Raw genomic sequence first — 24009 nt, 5'->3', positions numbered from 1 at the left:
CGGTGGCAGCGGAAGAGTTGCCAGCGACCCCTTGCCCCCCACGCTATGGCAGCTCGGCTTTCCGCGGCCACCAATACCCCGGGGCCGGCGCAAGCCGTGCCCCGGGACGAGGGGCACAAACCCTAGCGAACGAAAATCAGTAGCAAGATACCGCCGATCACGAGCGCTATGCCTGTGAGTTCGAGGGCATTTGTTTTCTCGCGAAAGAGGAAGCGCGAGGAGGCAAAGGTGAAAACGAGTTCGATCTGGCCGAGCGCACGCACATAGGCCGCATTCTGGATCGTCATCGCCGTGAACCAGCCCATCGAGGCAAGTGCCCCAGCGAGGCCGACGAGACTGCTCACGCGCCACGTACGAAACGAGGCAGCGAGCTCGTTGCGATGGCGCAGATAAAGCCAGACCGTCATCACCACGGTCTGGATGGTCAGGACGGCGGCCAGTGTGTAGCCCGCCGAAAGCAGGAAGTCAGGATTTTCCAGTGAAAGGGAGGCGGCGCGATAGCACACTGCTGCAATGCCGTAGCAGGCCCCAGAGCCAATACCCATGAGAGTGGGCCGCTCGCCGAGCGAGCGCCAGAAAGTGCCCAGCGTAAGATGGGACTGTGCGATGGAAATGGCGACGACGCCCGCAAGCGAAATAAGGATTGCCGCGAAAGCGCCGAGGCTGAGATGGTCGCCCAGTACGATGATGCCGAAAAGCGCCGTCTGGATCGTCTCCGTCTTTGAATAGGTCGTTCCCACCGCGAAGTTCCGATAGGCGAAAAGCGCGACGAGCAGCACCGTTCCCCATATCTGTGCGATACCGCCGATCACGGCATAAATCAGGAAAGACGGGTTTGGCTGGGGCAATGCCGCATCCGAGAAGGCGGCAAGCCCCAAGAGATAGAGCGCCGCTACCGGAAGCCCGTAGACGAAGCGGACATAAGTCGCGCCAATGGCCGACATCTGCCCGGTAAGCTGCTTCTGCAGTGTCGAGCGCAGATTCTGCAGGAAGGCAGCCGCAATCGTCAGCGGGATCCAGAGAGGCATGATGTGCGGTTACTCGATCACGGCGCCGTAGACGAGTTGCTGAAGCTGCGGCCGAAGCGGGTAGGTGGAAGAAGGATAGAGTTGCGTCATGAATATCGCGATCAGATCCTCCTCCGGATCGATCCAGAAATAGGTCGATGCGGCACCGCCCCAGGAGAAATTGCCCACGGACCCGATGGCCTGGGATTCGGCGGGGTCGAGCAGAACCTGAAAGCCCAGACCGAAGCCCGCCCCTTCCGCCGCCAGCTCGCTGAAAGCCGAAATCGACATCTGCTTCATCGTCTGCCCGCCCGGCAGATGGTTCATGGTCATGAACTCAATGGTCTTTGGTGAGCAGAGGCGCACCCCTTCGAGCTCTCCGCCATTGAGCAGCATCTGGCAGAAGCGCCAGTAGTCGGCGATGGTCGAGGTGAGGCCCCCGCCACCGGAGAGGAAACGCGGCGCTCTGGCATAGGAGCTTGTCTCGTCGCCCACATCCATGATGCCGGATTTACGCGTCCTCGGATCGCGATAATAATTCGTTGCGAACCGGTCGAGCTTGTCCTTCGGTACGAAGAAACCCGTATCGTTCATACCGAGCGGCGCGAAAATGCGCGAGGTCAGAAACTCGTCGAGCGGGCGCCCCGATAGCACCTCCACAAGATAGCCGCAGACATCCGTGGCGACCGAATAGCTCCAGTGGGAGCCGGGTGAGAAGAGCAGGGGAATACTCGCCAGCGCCTGAACCGTTTCCTTGAGAGTGAGGCCGACCGTGTTCGCGCCCTCGATACCCGCCTTGCGATAGAGCTCGTCCACGGGATGTTCGTACATGAAGCCATAGGTAAGGCCCGATGTATGCGTGAGCAGGTCGCGGATCGTCATCTCGCGCTCGCAGGGCTTCGTCTCGTATTTTTCCGCTGTGCCGTCCGCCCAGACCTTGAGCTCCTTGAATTCCGGGATGTAGCGAGAGACGGGGTGCGTGAGCTGGAAGTGACCTTCCTCGTAGAGCATCATCAATGCGAGGCTCGTGATCGGCTTCGTCATCGAATAAATGCGGAAGATCGTGTCCTTCTCCATCGGAAGGGCGCGCTCGCGATCGCGCTGTCCGGCCGTCTCGAAATGCGCGATCTCGCCGTGGCGCGAGATCAGTGTCGAGAACCCGGCGATTTTTCCCCGGTCCACATAGGATTGGAAGTAGTTGGTGATGTTCGACAGGCGCGCCGGGTCCAGACCCAGATCCTCCGGTTTCGCGATGCCAGCCATAATGTTCATTCGATCCTCCCGTGTATTTGTTTTTTCAGTTTTTTTCAGACGAGGGGAGAAGCGCGCGAAAGAGATCTTCCGCACTGCGTCCGCTTGCGGCGACGACGCCTGCGTCGTCTGCTCCCATCGAAATCGCTTCCCAGCCTTCCGGTGACTTCCGAAGGCGAAAGCTCGGGCGCAGATGCCCGCAACGCGTCAGATAGGAGGCGAGGACGCCTTGCGCGTTCTTCCGGAATTCGAGGTCGAACGGAGACCCCTCCGCGGCGGATGTCAGCCGCCGTCTGTCATGTTCGGTGATGAGATCGCCGGGAAAACGGACGATGCTGCCCAAGGAAATACCCCTGTACCGTTGTTCGCGGCGCAGTCTACACGAGCCGGGAGCGAAGCGCGCCGCAATTTGACCTCGCGAGGAAGGGCTCAGGCTGTGCGGAAACAATCCACCACATCTGCAATCCACCGCTTCGGATTGAGCTTGGCTTCGAGGGGCGTCTTCCCGTGCCGTACGACCACCATGTCGAGCTCTGGCACCACGACCGTGTATTGTCCCTCATAGCCATTGGCCGAGAAGCTGCCGGGGCCAGCAATGTCGAGCCACCAGTGCGCGCCATAGGGGCCTTCATTGTCCGGCTGCTGCCATGTCGGCGTGCGCGCATAATCGACCCACCCTTCGGGCAGGAGGCGTTCGCCATCCCACACACCGTCGCGCAGATAGAGATAGCCGAAGCGGGCGAAATCGCGCGGCGTGCAAAAGCAGAAGGAGGAGCCGATGAAGGTGCCTGCCGCATCGAATTTCGGCGCTGCACTCGTCATGCCCAGAGGATCGAAAAGCCGCTTGCGCATGAAAGCCTCGAAATCCGCACCGAAGGCGCCCGCGGCGCGCGCCGCTGCGCGGCTCACGATATTTGTGGTGCCGCTTGCATAGGACCAGTAGCTGCCGGGTTCATGCTCCAGCGGGAAGGAAGCCGCAAAATGCGCCACATCGTCCTTGCCTGCCCCCCACAGCATCTCGATGACGTCGGACGGGTGTTCCGGCACATAATCCTCGCGGAAGGCGAGCCCGCTGGACATGCGAAGCAGGAGGTCAAGCGTAATGCCGTGGCGCGGATCGCTCTCGTCCGCCCATTCGGGCACATCGGCGCGCGCATGGATGTCGATCTTGCCATCGCCTGCAAGGATGCCGACAAGAGCATGCGTGATGCTTTTTCCCTTTGACCACGAGGGGCAGGTGACGTCCGGTCCGAAGCCCGCCCAGTAGCGCTCATGTACGAGCTTGCCGTCCTTGATGATGACGGCGGCATGAGTTTCACCGAGATCGGCGGGGGCTTCGTCGGCGAAAGCATGATTCATCAGTGCCGCGAGCCGCTTTTTGTCGGTCCCTGCAGGCAAATCGCTTTCAGGCCATTCCCCGGTTGGCCAGGGCAAGCCCTTCGGCTGGGCTGGCAGCGGCGGCAGGTTCTCTCTTGTCTTCTCACTCGTCGGCGCGTTCACGGTCTTCTGCTCCCCAAGGGTTCTCATATTTCGATGGCGGGATGGTGCCCCCTCGGGCGCCGGCTTGCAAATATTGGCCGTTGCGCCTGTTCCCTGGGGTCCGTGCCCGTTATCCTCCGATCAACAACAAGAGGAGGACGGGATGACGCTGCCGCGGCTTGGGATGGAAGGGGAGTGGTTCAGGGATACCGATGGGCGGACGCGCCTCCTGCGTGGCGTCAATCTCGGTGGCGACTGCAAGGTGCCCTACGCGCCGAACGGGCACACCAACATCCCCACCGATTTTGCCGATCACCGAACCGTCTCGTTTGTGGGGCGTCCTTTTCCGCTCGCGGAGGCGGACGAGCATTTCGCGCGGCTGAAGGCATGGGGCTTCAACTGCCTGCGCCTGCTCACGACCTGGGAGGCGGTCGAGCATGAGGGGCCATTCCGTTATGACGAGGCCTATCTCGATTATTTCGCGACGCTCTGCCGCAAGGCAGGCGATTACGGCATGTATGTCTTCGTCGATTTTCATCAGGACGTCTGGAGCCGGATGACCGGTGGCGACGGTGCACCCGCATGGCTATTCGATGCCGTGGGACTGGATTTCACGAAGTTCCACGCCTCGGGCGCCGCGCATGTCATGCAATACAAGTATGACGCCGCGCGCGGCGGACGGCAGGAAGAAAACTATCCGACCATGACCTGGTCGCAGAATTACAAATATCCGGCGAATGCGATCATGTGGACGCTCTTCTTTGCCGGAAATACCTTCTGCCCGGATTTCATGGTGCAGGGCCGGACCGCGCAGGACTTTCTGCAGGAGCACTATCTCGGGGCGATGGAGGCTGTGGCCGAACGGGTAAAGGATTTGCCCAATGTGATCGGCTTCGACTCGCTGAATGAGCCGGGTTCCGGCTATGTAGGCCTCTCGCTCAGCTATCGCCACCTCGGGCCGACCGAGAAGAATCCGTTTCCCGCGCGGCCGGGGCTTGCCTGGTCGCCGCTTGATGGCTTCGCGGCGGCGCGCGGCCTTGCGCGCGAAATCCCCGAAATGGGAATCGACTGGGAGCAGCGTGCCGTCGTGAAGAAGCGCGACGTGCTGGTCAATCCCGACGGCGTGTCTATCTGGAAGGACAAGGCGGCATGCCCCTTCGAGCGCGCGGGCGTCTATCGCCTTGCTGGTGGCACGATCGAAGCTTTGAATGAAGAGTTCTTCGTCGAGCGTGGCGATCGCCGCTTCGAAATGGAAAAGGATTTCATGGGGCCGTTCTTCGCGCGCGTTGCCGAGCGTGTCCGTGCCATCAACAAGGACTGGCTGCTTTTTGCAGAACTCGACCCGGGTGCGGGCCTCGGTCATGGCTTTCCGCCGGACATGCCGGAACGCACGGTGAATGCAAGCCACTGGTACGACATCGTGACACTCTCGACCAAGCGCTTCGACTTCCCGGTGAAGGTCAATCCCTATACCGGCCGAACGACGGAAGGCGCGGATGCGATCGAGGCTTCCTATGTGCGCCAGCTCGGCCGTCTGAAGGATGCTTCGGTAACTCTCAACGGGGGAGAAGGCGCACCCGCGCTCCTCGGCGAGTTCGGTATTCCCTTCGACCTGGACGAGGCCGCCGCCTACAAGGCATGGGACGCAGGCGACCGGACGGAAGTCCCTTGGGAGAAGCACATCATTGCGCTCGACCTCATGTATAACGCGCTCGACCAGCTGCTGATGAATTCGACGCAGTGGAACTACACCGCTTCCAATCGCAACGATCAGGCTGTGGGCGACGGTTGGAACCAGGAAGACCTCTCGATCTACAGCATCGACCAGAGGACCGATCCTTCGGACATAGACAGTGGCGGCCGCGGCCTCAAGGGCTTCGTAAGGCCTTACGCGCGCGCGATTTCCGGCCGGCCGCTCAAGATGAAGTTCAAGCGTGAAAGCGGCGCGTTTCGTTTTGTCTACGAGGCTGAGGAGGGGGGCGAGACGGAAATCTTCGTGCCTCGGCTGCAATATCCGAACGGCTACGATGTTGAGGTCGAAGGCGGCGAAGCGACCAGCGACGAGGACAACCAGAGCCTTCGCGTCCATGCTATCGGCTCCAGCAAGGTCGCGGTGACGATTACGCGCCGCTGAGCATGCGTCCATGCGCAGCGGCTATTGCCATTGCGGCATTTTGCATGGGGACGAGATAGCGCTCGGCGGCTTCCGTTTCGTTCATGGTCGAGCCCAGATAGCGCATGGTAATGCAGGCAGCGACCCTCTCTCCTCCCATGATGGGAATGGCAAGGCCCATTGCGGGGTCACCGCGCATTGGTGCGGTTGTGGCGTAGCCGCGCTTGCGGATCGCATCGAGCATGGACAAAACATATTTCTCATCGCGCGCCTGTGTGTTCATCGATGCTTTTGAGCTTTTGAGGGCCGCGAGAATGAGACGCCGTTCTTCTGCAGGGCAGAACGCGAGATATGCCCGCCCAAGCGCCGAGACGAGCATCGGGAGCCGCCTGTTCAACCAGTCCGGATCGGTACTGAACGGACTCTGATGACGTGTCGAAATGCGCACCAGCATGGCTTCGTGATCGAGCGTTGCTAGGGCAACCGGCCATTTATGCTCTGCCGTGAGGGCGGAAAGAAACGGTCTTGATGCTTCCACGACAAGATCGGCATGACGGAAGCCACTGGAAAGGCGAAGAACCCGCTCGGTAAGCGTGTAACCGGCGGTGCGTGAAATGCGGCGCACATAGCCGGCGGAGATCATCGTGTCGAGAAGACGAACAAGCGTAGGCTTCGGCAGACCCGTCGCATGGTGCAGATGAGTAAGTGTCGCCGTTCTTGCCGCACTCAAGGCTTCGAGAACGGCAAGACTGCGCAGAACGGGTTGCACGCCTTCGATGTCGCCGGGTGAGTGCGGCATTGGCCTCTCCGCGTCACAAACCCATATCTTAATTCCGCAGGATGGAATTTCCAAATTGCGAGCGGGCGCTCGGGCGCATTCTCGCATTAGGCTTCCACAATCGAGGGATCGGAGGAATCCCGTCAGGAGGAGGAAATCATGAGTCAGGCAGCTGTGTTACCAGAGACGGCGGCGTTTTCGATAGCTCCGCTCACCCCGGCCATCGGCGCGGAAATTTCAGGTATCGACCTTTCCAGACCAACGGATGCCGCAACGCGGGCCGTACTGCGCGAAGCGTTACTGCAATGGAAGGTCATATTCTTCCGCGATCAGGACATCACGACCGAACAACATCTCGCCTTTGCCCGCCAGTTTGGCGAACTGGAGGTACATCCCTTCGCCCCCCACAAGGAAGGTTACCCGGAAGTTCTCGCCATCACCCATAATCGGGAGCGGCCGGGCAAGGAGAACAAGTGGCACAGCGACGTGACCTGGCGCGAATGCCCGTCGCTTGGCTCCGTTTTGCGCGCCGTCGAGGTCCCTGATGTCGGTGGCGATACGCTCTTCTCCGACATGTATGCGGCCTATGACGGTCTATCCGAAGAGGTGAAGGGGAAGATCGACGGTGCTGTTGCCGTCCATGATTTTGCACATTTTCGCAAGCTGATGGAGAAGGCGGGGAAGACACCGGAGGAAATCAAGGAAATGAACCGGAAGTATCCGATGGTGGAACATCCAGTCGTGCGTACCCATCCTGAAACAGGCCGCAAGGGCATCTATGTGAACATCGCCTTCACGCAACATATCGTCGGCATGGAGAAGGCGGAGTCCGACGCCCTGCTTGCGCATCTCTACGCGCAGGCGGCTGTTCCCGAGTATCAATGCCGTTTCCGCTGGCAGAAGAACTCGATTGCGTTCTGGGACAATCGCGCCTGTCAGCATTATGCCGCCGCGGATTACTGGCCGGCTGTCCGGCAGATGGAACGCGTCACCATCATTGGCGATCGCCCTTACTGAAAATCAGCAAGGGACGGGCGCCTGCGGGCCGCGCTTCGGGGACGGAGTGTGGCCCGAGCTTTCTGGGGATCAGGCTTTTTCCGTCACGGCGAGCGCGAAGGCATAGACGCGTGCGACCTCTCTCAGCCGCTCGAAGCGGCCGGAAGCCCCGCCATGACCTGCATCCATATTGATGTGGAGCAGCGTGATACCGTCATTCGTTCGGCATTCCCGAAGCTTCGCGACCCATTTCGCAGGCTCCCAATAGGTGACGCGTGGATCGGTCAGGCCACCCAGCGCGAAGATGTGGGGATAAGCCTGTTTGCGCACATTGTCGTAGGGCGAGTATGAGGCAATGTTCTCATAAGCCTCGCGGCTTTCGACCGGGTTGCCCCACTCGTTCCACTCCGGTGGTGTGAGCGGCAGCGAAGCATCGAGGATCGTTGCCAGCACGTCGACGAAGGGAACTTCCGCAAGGATGCCCTTGAAGAGATCGGGCGCCATGTTTGCGACCGCACCCATCAGCATGCCGCCTGCACTGCCGCCATGTGCGACGATATTCCCGCGCGAGGTAAAGCCCTCTTTCGCCAGATGTTCGCCTGCCGCGATGAAATCGGTGAAGGTGTTCTTTTTCTTCAGCAACTTGCCGTCCGAATACCAGCGATATCCCTTTTCCTTGCCGCCACGAATATGCGCGATGGCATAGACGAAGCCGCGATCGGCAAGTGAGAGGCAGGTCGTCGAGAAAGATGCCGGAATGCTTATGCCGTATGAGCCATAGCCGTAGAGAAGACAGGGCGCGCTGCCGTCGAGCGCAAGGTCGCGGCGGTGAACGAGCGATACCGGCACTTGTTCGCCATCGGACGCGGTAGCGAAGATGCGCCGCGTGACATAATCGGCGGGGTTATGCCCGGAGGGAACTTCCTGGCGCTTGCGAAGTGTGCGCGTCCGTGTTTCGAGATCGTAGTCATAGACCTCGGCCGGTGTCGTCATCGAGCTGTAGGCAAAGCGCATCAGCGTGGTTTCGTACTCGTAGCCCGAACCCATATTGAGGTCATAGGCTTCCTCGTCGAAGCCGATCTCATGCTCTTTTCCATCGGCAATACGGCGCACCGCGATGCGCGGAAGCCCGTCTTTTCGCTCAAGGCGTACGTAATGGTCGCGATAGGCGACATGGTTGAGGATCAGCGTGCCCGGCCGGTGCGGGATATGATCGTGCCAGTTCTCGCGACCGGGCATATCCTCCGGTGCTTCGACAATCTTGAAGTCTTCGGCGCCATCCGCATTGGTAAGAATGAGAAAGCGGTTTCGGGGCGCATCATGCTCAAGATCGTACTCGACGCCGTCTTCGCGCGGCGCGACGAGCTTTGGCGGTGTCTCGGGCGCATCTGCGGGGATCAGATAGATTTCGCTCGTCTGGTGGTCGTGGCTCGATATGACAATCCATTTGCCGCTTTGCGTCTTGCCGACGCCGACAAAGAAGCCTTCATCTCGTTCCGTATAGATGAGCTTGTCTTCGGATGCCGGTGTTCCAACGATATGGCGGAATACCTTCAGCGGGCGATGCTCGTCGTCCACTTGCGTATAGAGGAAGCTCTCGCCTTGCGCATCCCATGCGATGCCGGGCGAAGTATCGGGCACTTCGTCATCAAGATCCTTGCCTGTTTCGAGGTCTCGCAGGCGTATCGTGAAATATTCCGAGCCCTTGCGGTCTGCGGACCAGGCGGCAAGCCGGTGCGTCGGCGCATGATCGACGTCGCCGACACGGAAATAGGCCTCGCCTTCCGCTTCCTTGTTGGCATCGAGGACAAGTTGCTCGCCCGTTTCGCTGTCGCGGGGGCGGCGGCAAAAGAGCGGATGCTGCGCACCTTCGACAAAGCGGGTGTAGTAGGCGAAGGGGCCATCGGGCGAGGGAACGGAGCTGTCATCCTCCTTGATCCGGCCCTTCATCTCCTTGAAAAGCGTCTCGCGCAGCTCTGCGAGAGGCTTGAGCGCCTCTTCCGTGTAGCTGTTCTCAGCTTCGAGATAGGCCCGGATTTGTCCGTCCAGAACATTCGGATCGCGCATCACATCGCGCCAGCTCTCGTCGCGGAGCCAGGCGTAATTGTCGATGCGTGAAATGCCGTGATGCTCGTCAGTCACCGGCCGCTTTTCGGCACGGGGCGCAACGCCGGGAGGAGTGAGCTTCATGTTTTGGGTATCAGTCTTTCGGAGCGTCAGGATCGAAGTCGAGAGCCGTACCGTTCATGCAGTAACGGAGCCCCGTCGGACGGGGGCCATCGGGAAACACATGCCCGAGATGCGCGTTGCACTTCGCACAGACGACTTCCGTGCGCCGCATGTTGTGGCTGTCATCGATATGCTCGCCGACCGCCCCCTTGCTGATCGGTTCATAGAAGCTCGGCCAGCCTGAGCCGCTTTCATACTTGGTCTCGGACCGGAAAAGCGGTTCGCCGCAACAAACGCATTTGAACGTGCCGTCCCGGTGCTCGTCGAGCCAGGGTCCGGTAAAAGCGCGCTCCGTGCCTGCTTCGCGTGTGACGGCATATTGCTCGGGCGTGAGTTTCTCACGCCATTCCGCGTCGTTTTCTGCAGGCTTGTCGGGCTTGTTCTCGGCCATTGCATCTTCCGGTCGGTGTCGGGTCTTGGGGAGATATGGGGTGAGCGCAGCGCCCGGGCAAGCCGGGCGCGCGCTCGGCTCCCTTATTCGAAGATCAGGCTGATGGTTTCTGCGATCATGGCCGGACGTTCCTGGCCCTCGATCTCCATCGTCACTTCATTGATGACCTGGGTGCCACCGGCCTTCGGCGCCGCATCCTTAAGCTTCACCCGGCAGCGCACACGGGAACCGACCGGCACCATGTTCGTGAAGCGAACCTGGTTCGATCCGTAATTGATGCCGCGTGTCGCGCTTTTCACACCGCTGATCTGACCCATGAGATGGGGCAGGAGAGAAAGCGTCAGATAGCCATGGGCGATGGTGCCCATGCCGAGTTCCTTTTGGGTGCGTTCCGGGTCGATATGGATCCACTGATGGTCGCCCGTCGCATCCGCGAAGAGGTTCACCCGTTCCTGATCGATCGTAACCCAGTCGCTCACACCAATTTCATTGCCCTTTTCGGCGACATAGTCAGCGACCGTCTCGAAAACACGCATCTCGTTATCTCCATTGCGATTTTATAATTTGTGCGGCCGCGCCGCCGGTTGGGGGCCTCAAGGTAACGGTCCCGGCCCCATATCTCCAACTCATAATCCGACGGCCAGCGAGGCCCTTGGAAAAACTACCTCGACAGCCGGATGCGGACGCGCCGGTCTTCTTTTGCATCCCATGTCAGCGTTTCTTCAAGCCAGCCCCAGGCTTCCCCTTCGGAGCTGATGGCTATTTTCGATGCCGGCCAGCCAAGGGCAGTGAAGGCATCGGCGACATTTCGGGCGCGCTTGCGGGACAGTTCGGCATTGGCCGCCGGGCTGCCGGTTTTGCTCGACTTGCCGAAGAGACAGATCTGCTGCGCGTTCTGGCCTTTGGCGAGATTGTAAATGCGCTCGAATTCGTCCTGGTATTTGGGATCGATGCGGCTCGAATTGGTGTCGAAGTAGACGTAGTAATTCTTGTCGAAAAGCTTGTTGGACTTGCCGAGGTTCCGGCACTGATGGCCCTGCGTGTGCATTTCGGAAGTCTGAGCCTCGGCCATGCCTGAGAAGCTCAGCCCGCCAAGCGCCGCCGCCAGCACCAGCGCAGCGGGAACCGCCATGCGAAATCTTTTGCTCATGTCTCGCCTCCATTGGGGGTGAATCGTCCCAATCTAGCACATAAAGAAAGGGCGGAGCGGGGGCCGCATGCGCCAAGGAAAACGGGCGCCAAACAGGCGCCCGCTCCAAACTTTGCCTCGTGCTGAAGGGTCAGACGATCTTGCTGTCCCGGTTGCCCCAGTAGCGGTCGCGGATGAGCCGCTTGTAGAGCTTTCCGGTCGGATGGCGCGGGAGCTCCTCCTCGAAGTCGATGGAACGGGGACACTTGATGGCGGAGAGATGCTTCTTGCAGAACTCCATCAGCTCCGCTTCGAGCGCCGGCCCCACATCCGACCAGCTGATCGGCTGAACCACCGCCTTCACTTCCTCACCGAAATCCTCGTTCGGCACACCGATCACCGCGACGTCCGCTACGCTCGGGTGCATGACGAGAATATTCTCTGCTTCCTGCGGATAGATATTTACCCCGCCGGAAATGATCATGAAGGCCTTGCGGTCGGTGAGGTAGAGATATCCTTCCTCATCCACGCGCCCGATGTCGCCGAGGGTCGACCAGGTGGCGTGTTGCGGATGCCGCGCCTCCTTCGTTTTCTTGGGGTCGTTGTGATACTCGAACTGGCTTTCGCTCTCGAAATAGATCGTGCCGGACTCGCCGACGGGCAGTTCGTTGCCTTCCTCGTCGCAGATATGGGCGACGGCATTGAGCGGCTTGCCGACGGAACCCTTATGCGCCAGCCACTCTTCGGAATTGATCGCGGTGAAGCCATTGCCTTCCGAGCCGGCATAATATTCGTAAATCACCGGGCCCCACCACGCGATCATCTGCTCCTTCACGGGAACCGGGCACGGCGCCGCAGCGTGGATCGCAACCTTCAGCGAGGATACGTCGTATTTTGCGCGCACTTCCTCGGGCATCTTGAGCATGCGAACAAACATGGTCGGCACCCACTGGCTGTGGGTCACCTTGTACTTCTCGATAAGACGCAGCGATTCTTCCGCATCGAAGTGGTCCATCACGACGACGGTCCCTCCGAGACGCTGCACCGTCATCGACCAACGCAGCGGCGCTGCATGATAAAGCGGTGCGGGTGACAGATAGGTTGAATTCGCATCCATGCCATAGAGCAGCATCGCCAGGCCTTCGAGCGCCGTATCCTCGCCGATGGGGCCTCCCGTCAGCGGGTGCTTCACGCCTTTCGGGCGTCCCGTCGTTCCCGAGGAATAGAGCATGTCCGTGCCGGCGGTTTCGTCGGCGATGGGTGTTGTCGGGAATTTCGCCCGCGCGGCCTCGAAATCCTCATAGCCGGGAATGTTTCCGCAGACCGCGAATTTCCTTTCGACCCGCGCAGGCATGTGCCCGTCCTTGAGCAGTTCTTCCGCGACCTTCGAAAGCTCGGCCGAGGCGAACAGCATGCGCGCGTTGCAATCGTCGATGATGTAGGCGACTTCGCTCGCGGTGAGGCGCGAGGAAATGCACGTGTAGTAAAGGCCCGCGCGCTGCGCGGCCCAGCAGATTTCATAGTAGCGGCCATTATTGTCCATGAAGACGGCGATGGAGTCGCCGGGCTTCAGGCCTGCGTCCCGGAAGAGATGTGCGAGCTGGTTGGAGCGTTCGTCGAGCTCCTTGAAGCTCACGCTTTCGCCCGTTGCAGCCATGATGTAGGCGGGTTTGTCGGGCGTGGTTCTGGCATGGGATGAAGGATGCATTACTGGTCGTCTCCCGGCATGAAACTGAGAGGCAGAGCTTTTGCCCTGCCCGGATTTCGCTTTTATGCGAGTCCATTGTTATATCTGGGCCCTTGAGATTCCGAGCCTGTCTGAGGCAAAGACACAGCAAGATGACGTGCTCGTCAACTTCCTTCGCTTGCGGCGAAGTTGACGCAAGGGCGCTGCCAGACAGGCTGCAAAAGATCGGAAAACCGAACTGCCAAAACCAACAGGGAGCGAAGAAATGGCCTACGAGACGATCAAATACGAGGTGGCGGACAATATCCTCACCCTGACGCTTCATCGCCCGGACAAGCTCAATGCTTTCACCGGCCAGATGATGTTCGAGATGATCGATGCCTTCGACAAGGCGGACGCCGATGACGATGTCCGCGCGATTATCGTCACCGGTGAGGGCCGCGCATTCTGCGCCGGGGCCGATCTCTCGGCGGGCGCCAAGACCTTCGATTATGCCGAACGCGAGGACCGGCCGGAAAAGGCGAATACGCCGGTCATGGCCAATGGCGAGATCGACTGGAGTCATGAGAGTGTGCGCGATGGCGGCGGTCGCCTGACGCTGCGCATCTTCGAAAGCTTGAAGCCGGTCATCGGCGCGATCAACGGCGCCGCCGTTGGCGTTGGCGTCACGATGCAGCTTCCGATGGATATTCGCCTTGCTTCGGAGAATGCGAAGTTCGGCTTCGTCTTCGCCCGCCGTGGCATCGTGCCGGAAGCCTGTTCCAGCTACTTTTTGCCGCGCGTTGTCGGCATCAGCCAGGCGCTCGAATGGACCTATTCGGGCCGTGTCTTCGGTGCGGAAGAAGCGTTGAAGGGCGGGCTTGTGCGCTCGCTCCACAAGCCGGAGGATCTCCTGCCCGCCGCCCGCGAACTTGCGAAAGAGATCGTGGATAACACGGCGCCGGTTTCCGTCTCGCTCACCCGTCAGATGCTGTGGCGTATGCTCGGCGCGGATCATCCAATGGAAGCACACAAGATCGACAGCCGCGCGATCTATGCGCGCGGCGCCAGCGCAGATGCGAAGGAAGGCGTCATGTCCTTCCTTGAAAAGCGCCCGGCGACCTATCCCTGCAAAGTGTCGAAGGACATGCCGTCCTTCTATCCCTGGTGGGATGAGCGCAAATACAGCTGACCGGAAAAGCAAGGCAAGAAACGAGGGCGGGGATTATCCCCGCCCTTTTTTACTCTGGAAGTTTCGGCTGCATTTCCCGGTCGAGATGCGATTTTGCGCGGTCGATTGCCGACGTTTCCTTCGGAGATGCTTCCGCCGCCGGCTTGACCAGGCTGGCAACCTGCCAGCCCGGACCTGCCTTGAAGGTGCGGTCCTCGGCGAAGGGATAGACGAGCTTGTCCTTTGAAACGGCGAAGAGAGGAATGGCGTCGCCCGCCTGCTGTTCCATGGCTTCCTTGAAGCCATATTCTTCGGTGAGTTTGGTTACCTTGATCTGGTAGCCTTCTTTCTCGATCAGTGCCTGCAATCTTTCGAGAGTTGCTTCCTCCTTGAAAAGGATACGGCCCTCGATGGCGGCCACATCCTCGGCATTGTCCGCGAGCCGGATGCGGAAGACCGAGCTTGAACCGAACTCACGCGCATATCGCAAGCAGGCCAGCGTATTGAGCGGCGCCCTCATCGAGAGCGCGAGAAGCTGCCCGATGCCGACAAGATCGAGCCGCCGGTCTGCATCGTCGGAAACGACATTGCCGAAATAGGTGCGGATTCCGGCCATGCGCGCCTTGCGTGTCAGATCCCATGATGTATCGGCGAGGATGACTTCGAAATCGAGTTTGTGAAGGCTCGTCGCGATGGCGAGCGCGACAGGGTTCCCGCCGACGATGAGGATGCCGCGCGGTTCCGGGTCGGCGACTCCGAGAAGTCGTGCAAGAGGCCGTGCTGTGAGGCTCTGCAACAGCACGGTCGTAACGATGACCGTGAAAGTGAGCGAAACGAGCAGCTGTGCGCCTTCGACATTGGCCTGATCGAGCTGGATGGCAAAAAGACCGGAGACTGCCGCCGCCACGATGCCGCGCGGTGCAATCCATGAAAGGATTGCGCGTTCACGCCAGGGCAGCGGGGTCCACATGGTGGAAATGAGGACCGAAAGGGGGCGTGCAATGAAGAGCATGATGCCCATCAGCGCCGCGACCTTGGTCCAGTTGGCGGTGAAGGCTTCGGTCGGCAGACGCGCAGCAAGCACGATGAAAAGGATCGAGGTCAGTAGAACCGTGAGGCTTTCCTTGAAATCGAGAATGTCCTCGACGTCGACGTCGCGCATGTTTGCGAGAAATATCCCCATGACCGTCACGGCGAGAAGGCCGGACTCATGCGCAATCTCGTTCGATGCGACGAAGACGGCGAGCACGAGTGCAAGCGCGCCGACATTGTGCAGATAGTCGGGCAGCATGTGGCGCCGAAGCAGCCAGCCGAACGCATAGCCAGCGCCCGCACCGAGCGCGATGCCCGCGGCAAAAATTTCGAGGATAAGAAGAAGGTTGCCGGGGTCCGCCGTGTCGATTGCCACGAACTGGAAGATAACGACCGCCGCCAGTGCGCCGAGAGGGTCGATGATGATGCCTTCCCAGCGCAGAATATTGGCGGCGTTCTTCTTGAGCCCGACCGAACGCAGGATTGGCAGGATGACCGTTGGTCCCGTGACGGAAACGAGAGCGCCGAAAAGCAGCGCTACTTCCCAGCTCAGCAGCCCGAGGCCCCAGGCGCCTAGCGCCGCCACGATGATGGTCGTTGCCGCGCCGAAAGTGACGAGCCGCGTCACGGTCTGCCCGTGGCCTCGAATTTCCTCAAACTTCAGGGTGAGGCTCCCCTCGAACAGGATTACGGCGACACCCAGGGAAACGAACGGAAAGAGGAGGTCGCCGAACATGTCGTCCGGGCTGAACAAATGGAACCCCGGTCCGATGGCAAGTCCCGCAATCAGGAGCAGCAGGATGGCCGGGAGTTTCATCCACCAGGAAAGCCATTGTGCGGCAGTTCCGAGGAGGATGATCAGCGCGGCGGCCAGCGCGGGATTGTCATTCATAGGGGAAACTCTGCCTGACGAGGGTGATGCAGGGAGGCAGCATACACGTTCCCTGGAAAACGGGGATTACCGAGGAGCCTCGATTTTCCAGAGCGGCGTGAAGAAGAAAATCGCTGCCCACAGGAACAGCATCAGCCCGGAAGGGATCAGCACGGCGTTAAGCGGTCCGATGCGGCCGATCAGGATGCCGACAAGGAGTGAGCCGATGGGACCGCCGCCCATCGTGCCCAGGTTGAAGCCCGCCAGCATCCGCGCCCTGAGCGCATCCGTCGCGCTTTCCTGGACGATGGCGCGCGACTGGCTCATCGATATACCCGCGGCGAGGCCCCAGCCATGCGCGAGCAGAAAGACGCCCCAGATCGGCGGGTTGAAATGCACGAGGACCATAACGACCGAACCGGTACACATGGCGAGCATGATTGCGCGGCCTTGCCTGCGGATCGGCCGGAAGCGGCTGAGCGCAAGGGAGGAAATGCCGATGCCGCCGAAGAACGACATGAAGACGAAGCCGATCTCGCGCGAACTGCCGTGATAGACGTCGCGAATGAGGATCGGGAACAGCACCATGAAGACCCCCATGAACAGGATGCCCGAAAAGAACATCAGGAGCAGCACGGGGCGGATGCGCTCGTCATGCCAAACCGCGAGCAAGCCTTCCTTCACGTCGCGCAGCGGCGAACGGCGCTGGCTCGCCCGTGGTTCGGGGGGCGAAGCGGCGAGGCGCGAGGTGGTGAAAGCGGCGAAACCGAGCAAGGCACTTTGCAGGATCAGGAGCGGCCACGCGCCGATATATTCCGCCGGGCTGCCGAGAAGATAGCCGCCGACCTGCCCGAGAAACTGCCCGCTCATGGCCAGCGCGACCGCACGCTGGATGTTCCCGTCCAGGCTCGTCGAGGCAACGCGCGACAGCATGGAATCGCGAGCCGGCATCACATATCCGCCGATGGTCGAAAGTGTCAGCACGTAGAGGATCATGATGTTGTAGCTGACGATGCCGTTATACATCAGGCCCGCGAGGATGAGCGGCGGCAGCATGGCGACCGACTGAAGGCGCATCAGGTGCCGGCGAAGCTCCACACGATCGGCCATCGCCCCCCCGAAAAGGCCGAGAAGGAGCATCGGCAGCATGGAAAACATCTGCGCGATACCCACGCGCTCCGAGCTTTCATGCAGGACAAAGGCGATGATCCAGGGATAAAGGACGCCCTGAATGCCCGCGGCCAGGAAATAGCCCCACAGCCCCGCCATGTACCAGCGGTGGTCGGCCGTGTGATCGCGCGCTGGCGTGGTCATCCCCCCGAATCCCTCAAAACAGTTTGGTTCGGAAACCTTACTACACTCAGGTTTCGGTCCCGTCCCCTCGACGTTTTCTATAGGGTCTTGTTCAGCCCTGTGCAGCGCCACTTGAAGGGCGGTGTGTTGTTACTTACTTTATTGTAAATTAGATGGTGCATTCCGCGATACTTCCAGATAGGAATCCGGGATCAGAAGTCTTTGTGTCCCTACGTCAATCTGGAGCTCGGTTGATCCATGACAGTTGAACATTTCGACGTACTCATCGTCGGCGCCGGCCTTTCGGGAATAGGCGCGGGCTACCACCTGCAGCAGAATTGCCCCGGCAAGAGCTATGTCATTCTTGAAGGCCGTGAGGCCATCGGCGGCACATGGGATCTCTTTCGCTATCCCGGTATCCGCTCCGATTCCGACATGTACACGCTCGGCTACTCCTTCAAACCGTGGACGGAGGCCAAGGCGATCGCGGATGGCCCCTCGATACTGAACTATGTTCGCGAGACGGCGCGCGAAAATGGTATCGACCGCCACATCCGCTTCAACCACATGGTGAAGAACGCTTCCTGGTCGAGCGAGGATGCCAGATGGACCGTGGAAACGGAGCAGGGGCCTGGCAAGGAACGCGTCCGCTACACCTGCAATTTCCTTTTCATGTGCAGCGGCTACTACGACTATGACAAGGGCTATACGCCCGAGTTCAGCGGCATGGACCGCTTTCAGGGCCGCATCGTGCATCCGCAGAAATGGCCGGAAGACCTCAATTATGCCGGCAAGCGCGTCGTCGTGATCGGCAGCGGCGCGACGGCCGTGACGCTCGTGCCCGAAATGGCGAAAGAAGCCTCGCATGTCACCATGTTGCAGCGCTCGCCGACCTATGTCGTCTCGCGGCCTGCCGAAGACGACCTCGCGAACATGCTGCGCCGGAACCTGCCTGCGAAGCTGGCCTATGGCTTCACGCGCTGGAAGAACGTGCTGCTCGGCATGGCATTCTTCAAATACTGCCGGGCAAAGCCTGAAAAAGCCAAGCAGATGATCCTGAGCGGTGTGCGCGAACAACTGGGGTCCGAGTTCGTGAAGAAGCACTTCACGCCGACCTACAATCCCTGGGATCAGCGCCTCTGCCTCGTGCCGAACGGCGATCTTTTCGATTCCATCAAGGACGGAAATGCCTCGGTAGTGACGGACCACATCGACACCTTCACTGAAAAGGGCATCTTGCTGAAGTCCGGCGAGGAACTTGAAGCGGATGTGATCGTGACCGCGACCGGCCTCAACCTCAAGGTATTGGGCGGTCTCGACCTCACGGCCGACGGGCATCACGTCGATTTCTCGCAGACCATGAGCTACAAGGGCATGATGTATTCGGATGTCCCGAACTTCGCTTCGGCCTTCGGTTACACCAATGCGTCATGGACGCTGAAATGCGACCTCACCTGCGAATATGTCTGCCGGCTCATCAATCACATGGACGACAAGGGTATGAAGCAGGCGACGCCGCGATTGCGTGACGGTTCGGTTGAAGAGGAGCCCTGGCTCGATTTTTCCTCGGGCTATGTGCAGCGTTCGCTCGACAAGTTCCCGAAACAGGGATCGAAGAAGCCCTGGAAGCTCTACCAGAACTATGCCCTCGACATCATGGCGATGAAGTTCGGCAAAGTGGATGACGGTGTGATGGAATTCGCGAAACCGTCGGCGAAAGCTCAACGCGAGCCGGAACGTCTCGCCAGCTGATTTGAACAAACGGGCTGGCGCTTCGCGTCAGCCCGTTTCGTCGGCGCGATATCCCCAGATCGGCGAGAAAAAGTAGAGCATCGCCAGAATGCCGATCATGATGGTGGCGGGAATAAGCACGGCGTCGAAAATGCCGAGCCATCCGACAAGCAATCCCATCGTCAGTGCGCCGAGCGGTGCTCCCCCTGAAAACCCGAGCTGATAGGCGGCGAGCACCCGGGCGCGATGGTTTTCCGACGCTGCGACCTGCACGATGGTGCGGCCCATCGTCATGGTCGTGCCCGCTCCCATGCCCCACCAAAGAATGAGCAGGCAGAGCAGCCAGAACGGCATGTGGAAGTGGAAGAGCGCGAGGATGATGAGACCGCTCGTGAGCGAAGCCATCATGATCCGCCCCCGGTGGTGGATATGCCCGGCACGGAAAAGCGCGAGATTGGCAATGATCGTCCCGCCCCAGAAACAGATATTGATGAGGGCGAAATCGCGCGTGAACTGGGCGTCGTTGCTCTGGTAGATGTCGCGAAGCATCAAGGGCAGAACGACCAGGAAACTGCCGACATAGAACAGGCCGACCGCGAAATTGAGCGCGATAACCGTCGCGACGATCGGCGTCGCGGCTGCGGATTTTATACCGTCCGCGATCTGCACGAAACGGTTGGCTGCCGAGGCCGCATTTGTCGGCGGTAGCGGTTCGAGCTTCGCCGAGGCCCAGAACCCCGCAAACATCACAACCGCCTGAAAGATGAGCAGCGAAGGGGTGCCCGTGAACGCCGCAAGACCGGCGCAAAGCATACCGATGAGCTGCGAGCCCATCTGCACCCCCATGGCAAGCGTTACAGCCTGCTGGATATTGGTGCCGGCGACGCGCGTCAGCGCGCTGTCGCGCGCGGGGATGGCGAAGGCACCAAGCGTACCCATGGTCAGGGCATAGACGATCAGCGAAGCATAGCTGAGGTTGTCCGTGAGGAAGACGAGGGCAAGAACGAGGGGAGGCACGGTTGCGAAGAGGTGGACGCGAATGAGGATGCGGCGCGCATCGCTATGATCGGCAATTGTTCCCCCGAGCAGCATGAAAAGGAGCGACGGAATCATCAAGGACATCTGCGCGATGCCGACACGAGCAGCCGGTTCGTGAAGCACTTGCGTCACGAGGAACGGGAAGATGACGAACTGGATGCCGAGGCTGATGAACCAGCTGGCCTGTCCGCCGAGATAGAGACGCAGCCGCAATTGCCGTGCGGCATCGTCTGAATTGTCCTGCTGCGGCGCGGCCGGTCCCGGGCCGTTCATGCGCTGAACCCCGCCCATCCGATAGTAGGAATTTCGCTGAAAACGGCCATTGCCGCTCCCTCCTCAGTCAATTCATTTTTGGAACCTTACCACAGGCGCCGCGATTTACCGGCCTGTATATTGGCGGATGGAATCATAGGCGTGGATAAGGACGCCTTTTTCCTGGCCATGCGCAGCCCCTCGCATTCCACCCGCAATCGTTTCCGCAGGGATAGAGCGGTATGGCCGGGCGGGGCCCAGCATCAGCGGGTTGAGAAAGGGCGCGATGCCCATGCCGATGGCTTCGAGTGTGCGCCTTTCCGAACGGTCTCCGAGGATAAGACCGGGGCGGAATATATGCAGCGTTTCGAAACCGAGAGCCGCAACGTCGCGCTCCGTTTCCCCCTTCACCCGCGAGTAGAAGATGGAGGAGGACGGGTCCGCGCCCATGGCGGAGACGAGCATGAAGCGCTTGGCACCCGTTGCCTTCGCCGTCCGCGCGAAACTCACGATGTAGTCATGATCGACTTTGGCAAAGGCGGGCTGGCTCCCCGCCTTTTTGATTGTTGTGCCGAGGGCGCAAAAAGCATCCTCCGCCGAGATATCCGGCAGGGTGCCGTCGAGCGCATCGAAATCCGCGATGATGGTTTGAAGTTTTGGCGATGTGACACCGTCCAGAGGGCACCGCGTCAGCACGATGATTTTTCCATAGGCGGGATCCTCGATCAGTTGACGGACGAGATGTCCGCCGACGAGACCCGTCGCGCCTGCGACAAGCGCCGTTCTATTGCTCATGTTTTCCCCCGAAATGCCGCTCAACTTGTTGTATGTAAACAATCTAGCACGCGTTCAGCGCGGTGCCTCGCCCGTATAGCGTGCGCGCGGACGGATCATCAGGCCCGTGCGGTACTGCTCCATCGCGTGACCGATCCAGCCCGCCGTGCGGCCGAGCACGAACATGCTGAGCCCCGCGCCGCGCGGCAGGTGCAGGACAGCCCCTACGGTGGCGATGGCGAAGTCGATATTCGGCTTGAGCCCGCCTGCCTCGGCCATGACATGAACGATGCGCTGCACACGGAGGAAGTTCGCGTCGTCGCCATACTTGTCCCCGACCATGGCAATGAGCGCTGCCGCGCGCGGATCGCCATCGGGATAGAGCGGATGGCCGAAGCCCGGCACCGGGTCATTGTCCTTAAGTCGTTGAACCACCGCATCTTCTACGTCCTGCCTGTTCGACATATCGAGCAGGAGACCTTCGACGCGGCCGGACAATCCGCCGTGACGCGGGCCTTGCGCCGCACATATCCCCGCCTGGACAGCACCATAAAGCGTGGCGCCCGTGCCGGCGACGCAGCGCACCGTGAAGGCGGAGGCGTTGAGCTCATGATCGGCGGAGAGGACGAGGGCCGCGCGGATGAGATCGGCGGCGGGCTTCTCGCCCTGCGTGAGGGCGCGGGTCAGAACCTCATGGACCGGCTTGTCGCTTGGGGCCTCGCCCGCGATGACGGCGGCGACATATCGGAGCAGCCGCGCACCCGTGGCGGCGAGCCCACGATCCGTCATGTTGTAGACGGCAGCATCCTCCAACGCTGCCTGTGGTAGCAGCGAGAGACAACGCTCGATCCGGGGCACACGCGAAAGCGAGGCGGCGAGCGCGGCCAGACGCTCGGAAGGGCGGAAGACCGCGTCTTTCGTAAAGGGCTGAACATCCCGGCAGCCCCAGAGAAGGGCGGCAACCTGCTCAAGGCTCGAATTGCGGGCAAGGGCCGTGGCATCGGAGCCTCGATAGTGGAGGCGGCCCTCGGCGATGAGGGTGATGGCGGAATCGAGCACCGGCTGGCCGAAGGAAAGCGTGCCCGGTGGGCCGCTAACTTCTTGATTTTCCTGCGATCTTCTCCGCTTCAGCGCACGCACATCCTCCGCCCGGTAGCGCTTCGCCCGGCTGTCCGGCACAGGCTCGGAGCGGATCAGGTCGCGGCTGACATAGGCGTAGAGCGTGGCGAGCGAGATGCCGAGCTCGGCGGCGGCCTCGCGCGCGGAAAGGTAGAGTTTCTCCGGGTTTTCGGCCATGACGCACTCTTTTCTATATATTGATTATCTTAATCAAGATTGACCAACAATCAACCTGTCTCCAGCTTCAAGGGTGAAAAGGCCCGTCGCATCGCGCGGGCCGGCACCGGAGGCGAGCCGCCAAGTCATTGCCAAGTCATTGGAAGTGCTTGCTTTTCCGAACCGACGAAAAGGAGACAAGAAATGTCAGGCAACGTGACGCTGAAGAGCGAGATGCCCGCCGTGACCGCGAGCGGCCTCGACAATGTGGTGGCCGCCGAAACGGCGCTGAGCCATGTGGATGGCGAGGCGGGACGCCTGATCGTGGCGGGCTACGACGTCGAAGACCTTGTAAATGCTCATGATTTCGAGGGCGCGGTGGCCGCGCTCTGGGCGGCGGCGGGGCTGGACCCGGCCCCCTCGGAGACGGAGCTGCGCGAGGCGCTTGGGCGGGCGCGCGAGGCGGCATTCGGGTATATCCCGGCGCTACTGTCATCAAAACGTCACGAAACCGTCACAGAAGGCCTCCGCATCGGATTGTCGATGCTGGCCGACGAGCCGGGCGAGGATGCGGCGGACAGGGATATCCCCGCCCATATCCGTGCGCCCATAAGTGCCCTGGGTGCCGCAGCGGTGATAACTGCGGCGCTGGTCCGCGCGGAAGCGGGGAAATCTCCCGTGGCGCCTGACCGGCGCACCGGTCACGCCGAAGATTTCCTCCGTATGCTGAGGGATGAGGTGCCTTCCGCCGCCGAGGTGGAGGCCTTGAACGCCTATATGGTGACGGTGGCCGACCACGGCATGAACGCCTCGACCTTTACGGCCCGGGTCATCGCCTCCACCAAAGCGGGGACAATTTCAGCGGTCGTCGGCGCGCTCTGCGCCTTGAAGGGCCCGCTGCATGGCGGCGCGCCCGGCCCGGTGCTCGACATGCTGGACGAGATCGGGACGCGCGAGAACATCGAACCCTGGCTTCAGAAGGAAATCGCGGGCGGCGCGCGGCTGATGGGCTTCGGCCACCGGGTCTACCGCGTCCGCGACCCGAGGGCAGATGTCTTCAACAGGGCAGTGACGATTCTGACCAACGGCAATGAGCGCGTACGCTTTGCGCGCGAGGTGGAACTGGCGGCGCTGAAGGCGCTGCGGGCGGCGAAGCCCGGCCACCGGATCGACACCAACATGGAATATTACACGGCGGTGCTGCTGGAGGCGCTGGATGTGCCGCGCGACGCGGTGACGAGCGTCTTCGCCATGGCGCGCATCGCGGGCTGGACGGCGCATGTGATGGAGCAGGAGCGCGTCGGACGGCTCATCCGCCCGCAGTCCCGCTATGTCGGCCACTGGCCGGAAGACGAAGCGGCGGCTTGAACTACACCGTAGGCAGATGATTGGGATTCACCCTCCCCCTGCGGGAGGGTCGGAAAATCGAGCGCAGCGAAATTTTCCGGGGAGGGGTAAGTCGTGAAATACGGCGGCAAGCCAATCGCCGATAGCGGAGAACCCCTCCCCAAAATTCGCTTCGCTGGCGCTCGC

Annotated in this window: 20 protein-coding genes; 5 read left to right on the top strand and 15 right to left on the bottom strand. The window is 60.8% G+C overall.

Annotation, left to right across the window (positions count from 1 at the left end; all coding sequences use genetic code 11):
• Positions 1-122: 122 nt before the first annotated feature.
• The 4 genes from ABJO61_RS07230 to ABJO61_RS07215 form a co-directional block, all read right to left on the bottom strand.
• Positions 123-1028 carry a DMT family transporter gene (locus ABJO61_RS07230; RefSeq protein WP_348327873.1) on the bottom strand — a complete coding sequence of 302 codons (906 nt, stop codon included), beginning with the start codon at positions 1026-1028 and terminating at the stop codon, positions 123-125.
• A 9-nt stretch (positions 1029-1037) separates the two neighbouring features.
• Complete coding sequence (locus tag ABJO61_RS07225) at positions 1038-2279, bottom strand: serine hydrolase domain-containing protein (RefSeq protein WP_348327876.1); 1242 nt, start codon at positions 2277-2279, stop codon at positions 1038-1040.
• Positions 2280-2304: 25 nt separating this feature from the next.
• Positions 2305-2601, bottom strand: coding sequence for a hypothetical protein (locus tag ABJO61_RS07220; protein ID WP_348327879.1), 297 nt, complete (start codon positions 2599-2601; stop codon positions 2305-2307).
• Between the two features lie 86 nt (positions 2602-2687).
• The gene (locus ABJO61_RS07215; RefSeq protein WP_348327881.1) at positions 2688-3758 is read right to left on the bottom strand and encodes a serine hydrolase; all 1071 of its coding nucleotides are present in this window, start codon (positions 3756-3758) and stop codon (positions 2688-2690) included.
• A 142-nt stretch (positions 3759-3900) separates the two neighbouring features.
• Between ABJO61_RS07215 and ABJO61_RS07210 the strand changes: the two genes are divergently transcribed.
• On the top strand, positions 3901-5871 hold the full coding sequence (locus ABJO61_RS07210; RefSeq protein WP_348327884.1) for a cellulase family glycosylhydrolase: 1971 nt from the start codon (positions 3901-3903) through the stop codon (positions 5869-5871).
• Here the strand turns inward: ABJO61_RS07210 and ABJO61_RS07205 are convergent.
• Positions 5858-6649 (bottom strand): DNA-binding transcriptional regulator, encoded by a 792-nt coding sequence (locus ABJO61_RS07205; protein ID WP_348327887.1) that lies wholly within the window; start codon positions 6647-6649, stop codon positions 5858-5860. The genes ABJO61_RS07210 and ABJO61_RS07205 overlap by 14 nt on opposite strands.
• Positions 6650-6787: 138 nt before the next feature.
• Between ABJO61_RS07205 and ABJO61_RS07200 the strand changes: the two genes are divergently transcribed.
• Complete coding sequence (locus tag ABJO61_RS07200; protein WP_348327890.1) at positions 6788-7645, top strand: TauD/TfdA family dioxygenase; 858 nt, start codon at positions 6788-6790, stop codon at positions 7643-7645.
• Between the two features lie 69 nt (positions 7646-7714).
• Here ABJO61_RS07200 and ABJO61_RS07195 read toward each other — a convergent pair whose 3' ends face one another.
• From ABJO61_RS07195 to ABJO61_RS07175, 5 genes are all read right to left on the bottom strand, one after another.
• The gene (locus tag ABJO61_RS07195) at positions 7715-9814 is read right to left on the bottom strand and encodes a S9 family peptidase (RefSeq protein ID WP_348327893.1); all 2100 of its coding nucleotides are present in this window, start codon (positions 9812-9814) and stop codon (positions 7715-7717) included.
• Positions 9815-9824: 10 nt separating this feature from the next.
• Positions 9825-10244, bottom strand: coding sequence for a peptide-methionine (R)-S-oxide reductase MsrB (msrB, locus tag ABJO61_RS07190; protein ID WP_348327896.1), 420 nt, complete (start codon positions 10242-10244; stop codon positions 9825-9827).
• An 83-nt stretch (positions 10245-10327) separates the two neighbouring features.
• Positions 10328-10780 carry a MaoC family dehydratase gene (locus ABJO61_RS07185; protein WP_348327899.1) on the bottom strand — a complete coding sequence of 151 codons (453 nt, stop codon included), beginning with the start codon at positions 10778-10780 and terminating at the stop codon, positions 10328-10330.
• 125 nt (positions 10781-10905) lie between these two features.
• A complete protein-coding gene (locus ABJO61_RS07180; RefSeq protein WP_348327902.1) occupies positions 10906-11394 on the bottom strand; it encodes an OmpA family protein in 489 nt (162 codons plus the stop codon).
• Positions 11395-11524: 130 nt separating this feature from the next.
• Complete coding sequence (locus ABJO61_RS07175; protein WP_348327905.1) at positions 11525-13081, bottom strand: AMP-binding protein; 1557 nt, start codon at positions 13079-13081, stop codon at positions 11525-11527.
• A 244-nt stretch (positions 13082-13325) separates the two neighbouring features.
• On the opposite strand from ABJO61_RS07175, the gene ABJO61_RS07170 reads away from it, so the two are divergent.
• Complete coding sequence (locus ABJO61_RS07170) at positions 13326-14231, top strand: crotonase/enoyl-CoA hydratase family protein (protein ID WP_348327908.1); 906 nt, start codon at positions 13326-13328, stop codon at positions 14229-14231.
• A gap of 49 nt (positions 14232-14280) precedes the next feature.
• Here the strand turns inward: ABJO61_RS07170 and ABJO61_RS07165 are convergent, their stop codons facing one another.
• Together ABJO61_RS07165 and ABJO61_RS07160 are read right to left on the bottom strand one after the other, a co-directional pair.
• Positions 14281-16134: a cation:proton antiporter gene (locus ABJO61_RS07165; protein WP_348327911.1), complete on the bottom strand. Its 1854-nt coding sequence runs from the start codon at positions 16132-16134 to the stop codon at positions 14281-14283.
• A 66-nt stretch (positions 16135-16200) separates the two neighbouring features.
• The gene (locus ABJO61_RS07160) at positions 16201-17427 is read right to left on the bottom strand and encodes an MFS transporter (protein WP_348327914.1); all 1227 of its coding nucleotides are present in this window, start codon (positions 17425-17427) and stop codon (positions 16201-16203) included.
• A 237-nt stretch (positions 17428-17664) separates the two neighbouring features.
• On the opposite strand from ABJO61_RS07160, the gene ABJO61_RS07155 reads away from it, so the two are divergent.
• Complete coding sequence (locus ABJO61_RS07155; RefSeq protein WP_348327917.1) at positions 17665-19158, top strand: NAD(P)/FAD-dependent oxidoreductase; 1494 nt, start codon at positions 17665-17667, stop codon at positions 19156-19158.
• A 27-nt stretch (positions 19159-19185) separates the two neighbouring features.
• Here the strand turns inward: ABJO61_RS07155 and ABJO61_RS07150 are convergent, their stop codons facing one another.
• The 3 genes from ABJO61_RS07150 to ABJO61_RS07140 form a co-directional block, all read right to left on the bottom strand.
• The gene (locus tag ABJO61_RS07150; protein ID WP_348327920.1) at positions 19186-20448 is read right to left on the bottom strand and encodes an MFS transporter; all 1263 of its coding nucleotides are present in this window, start codon (positions 20446-20448) and stop codon (positions 19186-19188) included.
• A gap of 105 nt (positions 20449-20553) precedes the next feature.
• Entirely contained in the window at positions 20554-21222 is a 669-nt protein-coding gene (locus ABJO61_RS07145) for an oxidoreductase (RefSeq protein WP_348327923.1), read from the bottom strand.
• 54 nt (positions 21223-21276) lie between these two features.
• On the bottom strand, positions 21277-22497 hold the full coding sequence (locus ABJO61_RS07140) for a citrate synthase family protein (RefSeq protein WP_348327926.1): 1221 nt from the start codon (positions 22495-22497) through the stop codon (positions 21277-21279).
• 183 nt (positions 22498-22680) lie between these two features.
• Between ABJO61_RS07140 and ABJO61_RS07135 the strand changes: the two genes are divergently transcribed.
• Positions 22681-23844, top strand: a complete 1164-nt coding sequence (locus ABJO61_RS07135; RefSeq protein ID WP_348330970.1) for a citrate synthase/methylcitrate synthase — start codon at positions 22681-22683, stop codon at positions 23842-23844.
• Positions 23845-24009 lie beyond the last annotated feature (165 nt).

The organism is Parvibaculum sp. (assembly GCF_039973015.1).
Lineage (GTDB): Bacteria > Pseudomonadota > Alphaproteobacteria > Parvibaculales > Parvibaculaceae > Parvibaculum.
Note: the sequence above shows the minus strand (reverse complement) of the source record. Positions and strands in the feature narration are given on the sequence as shown.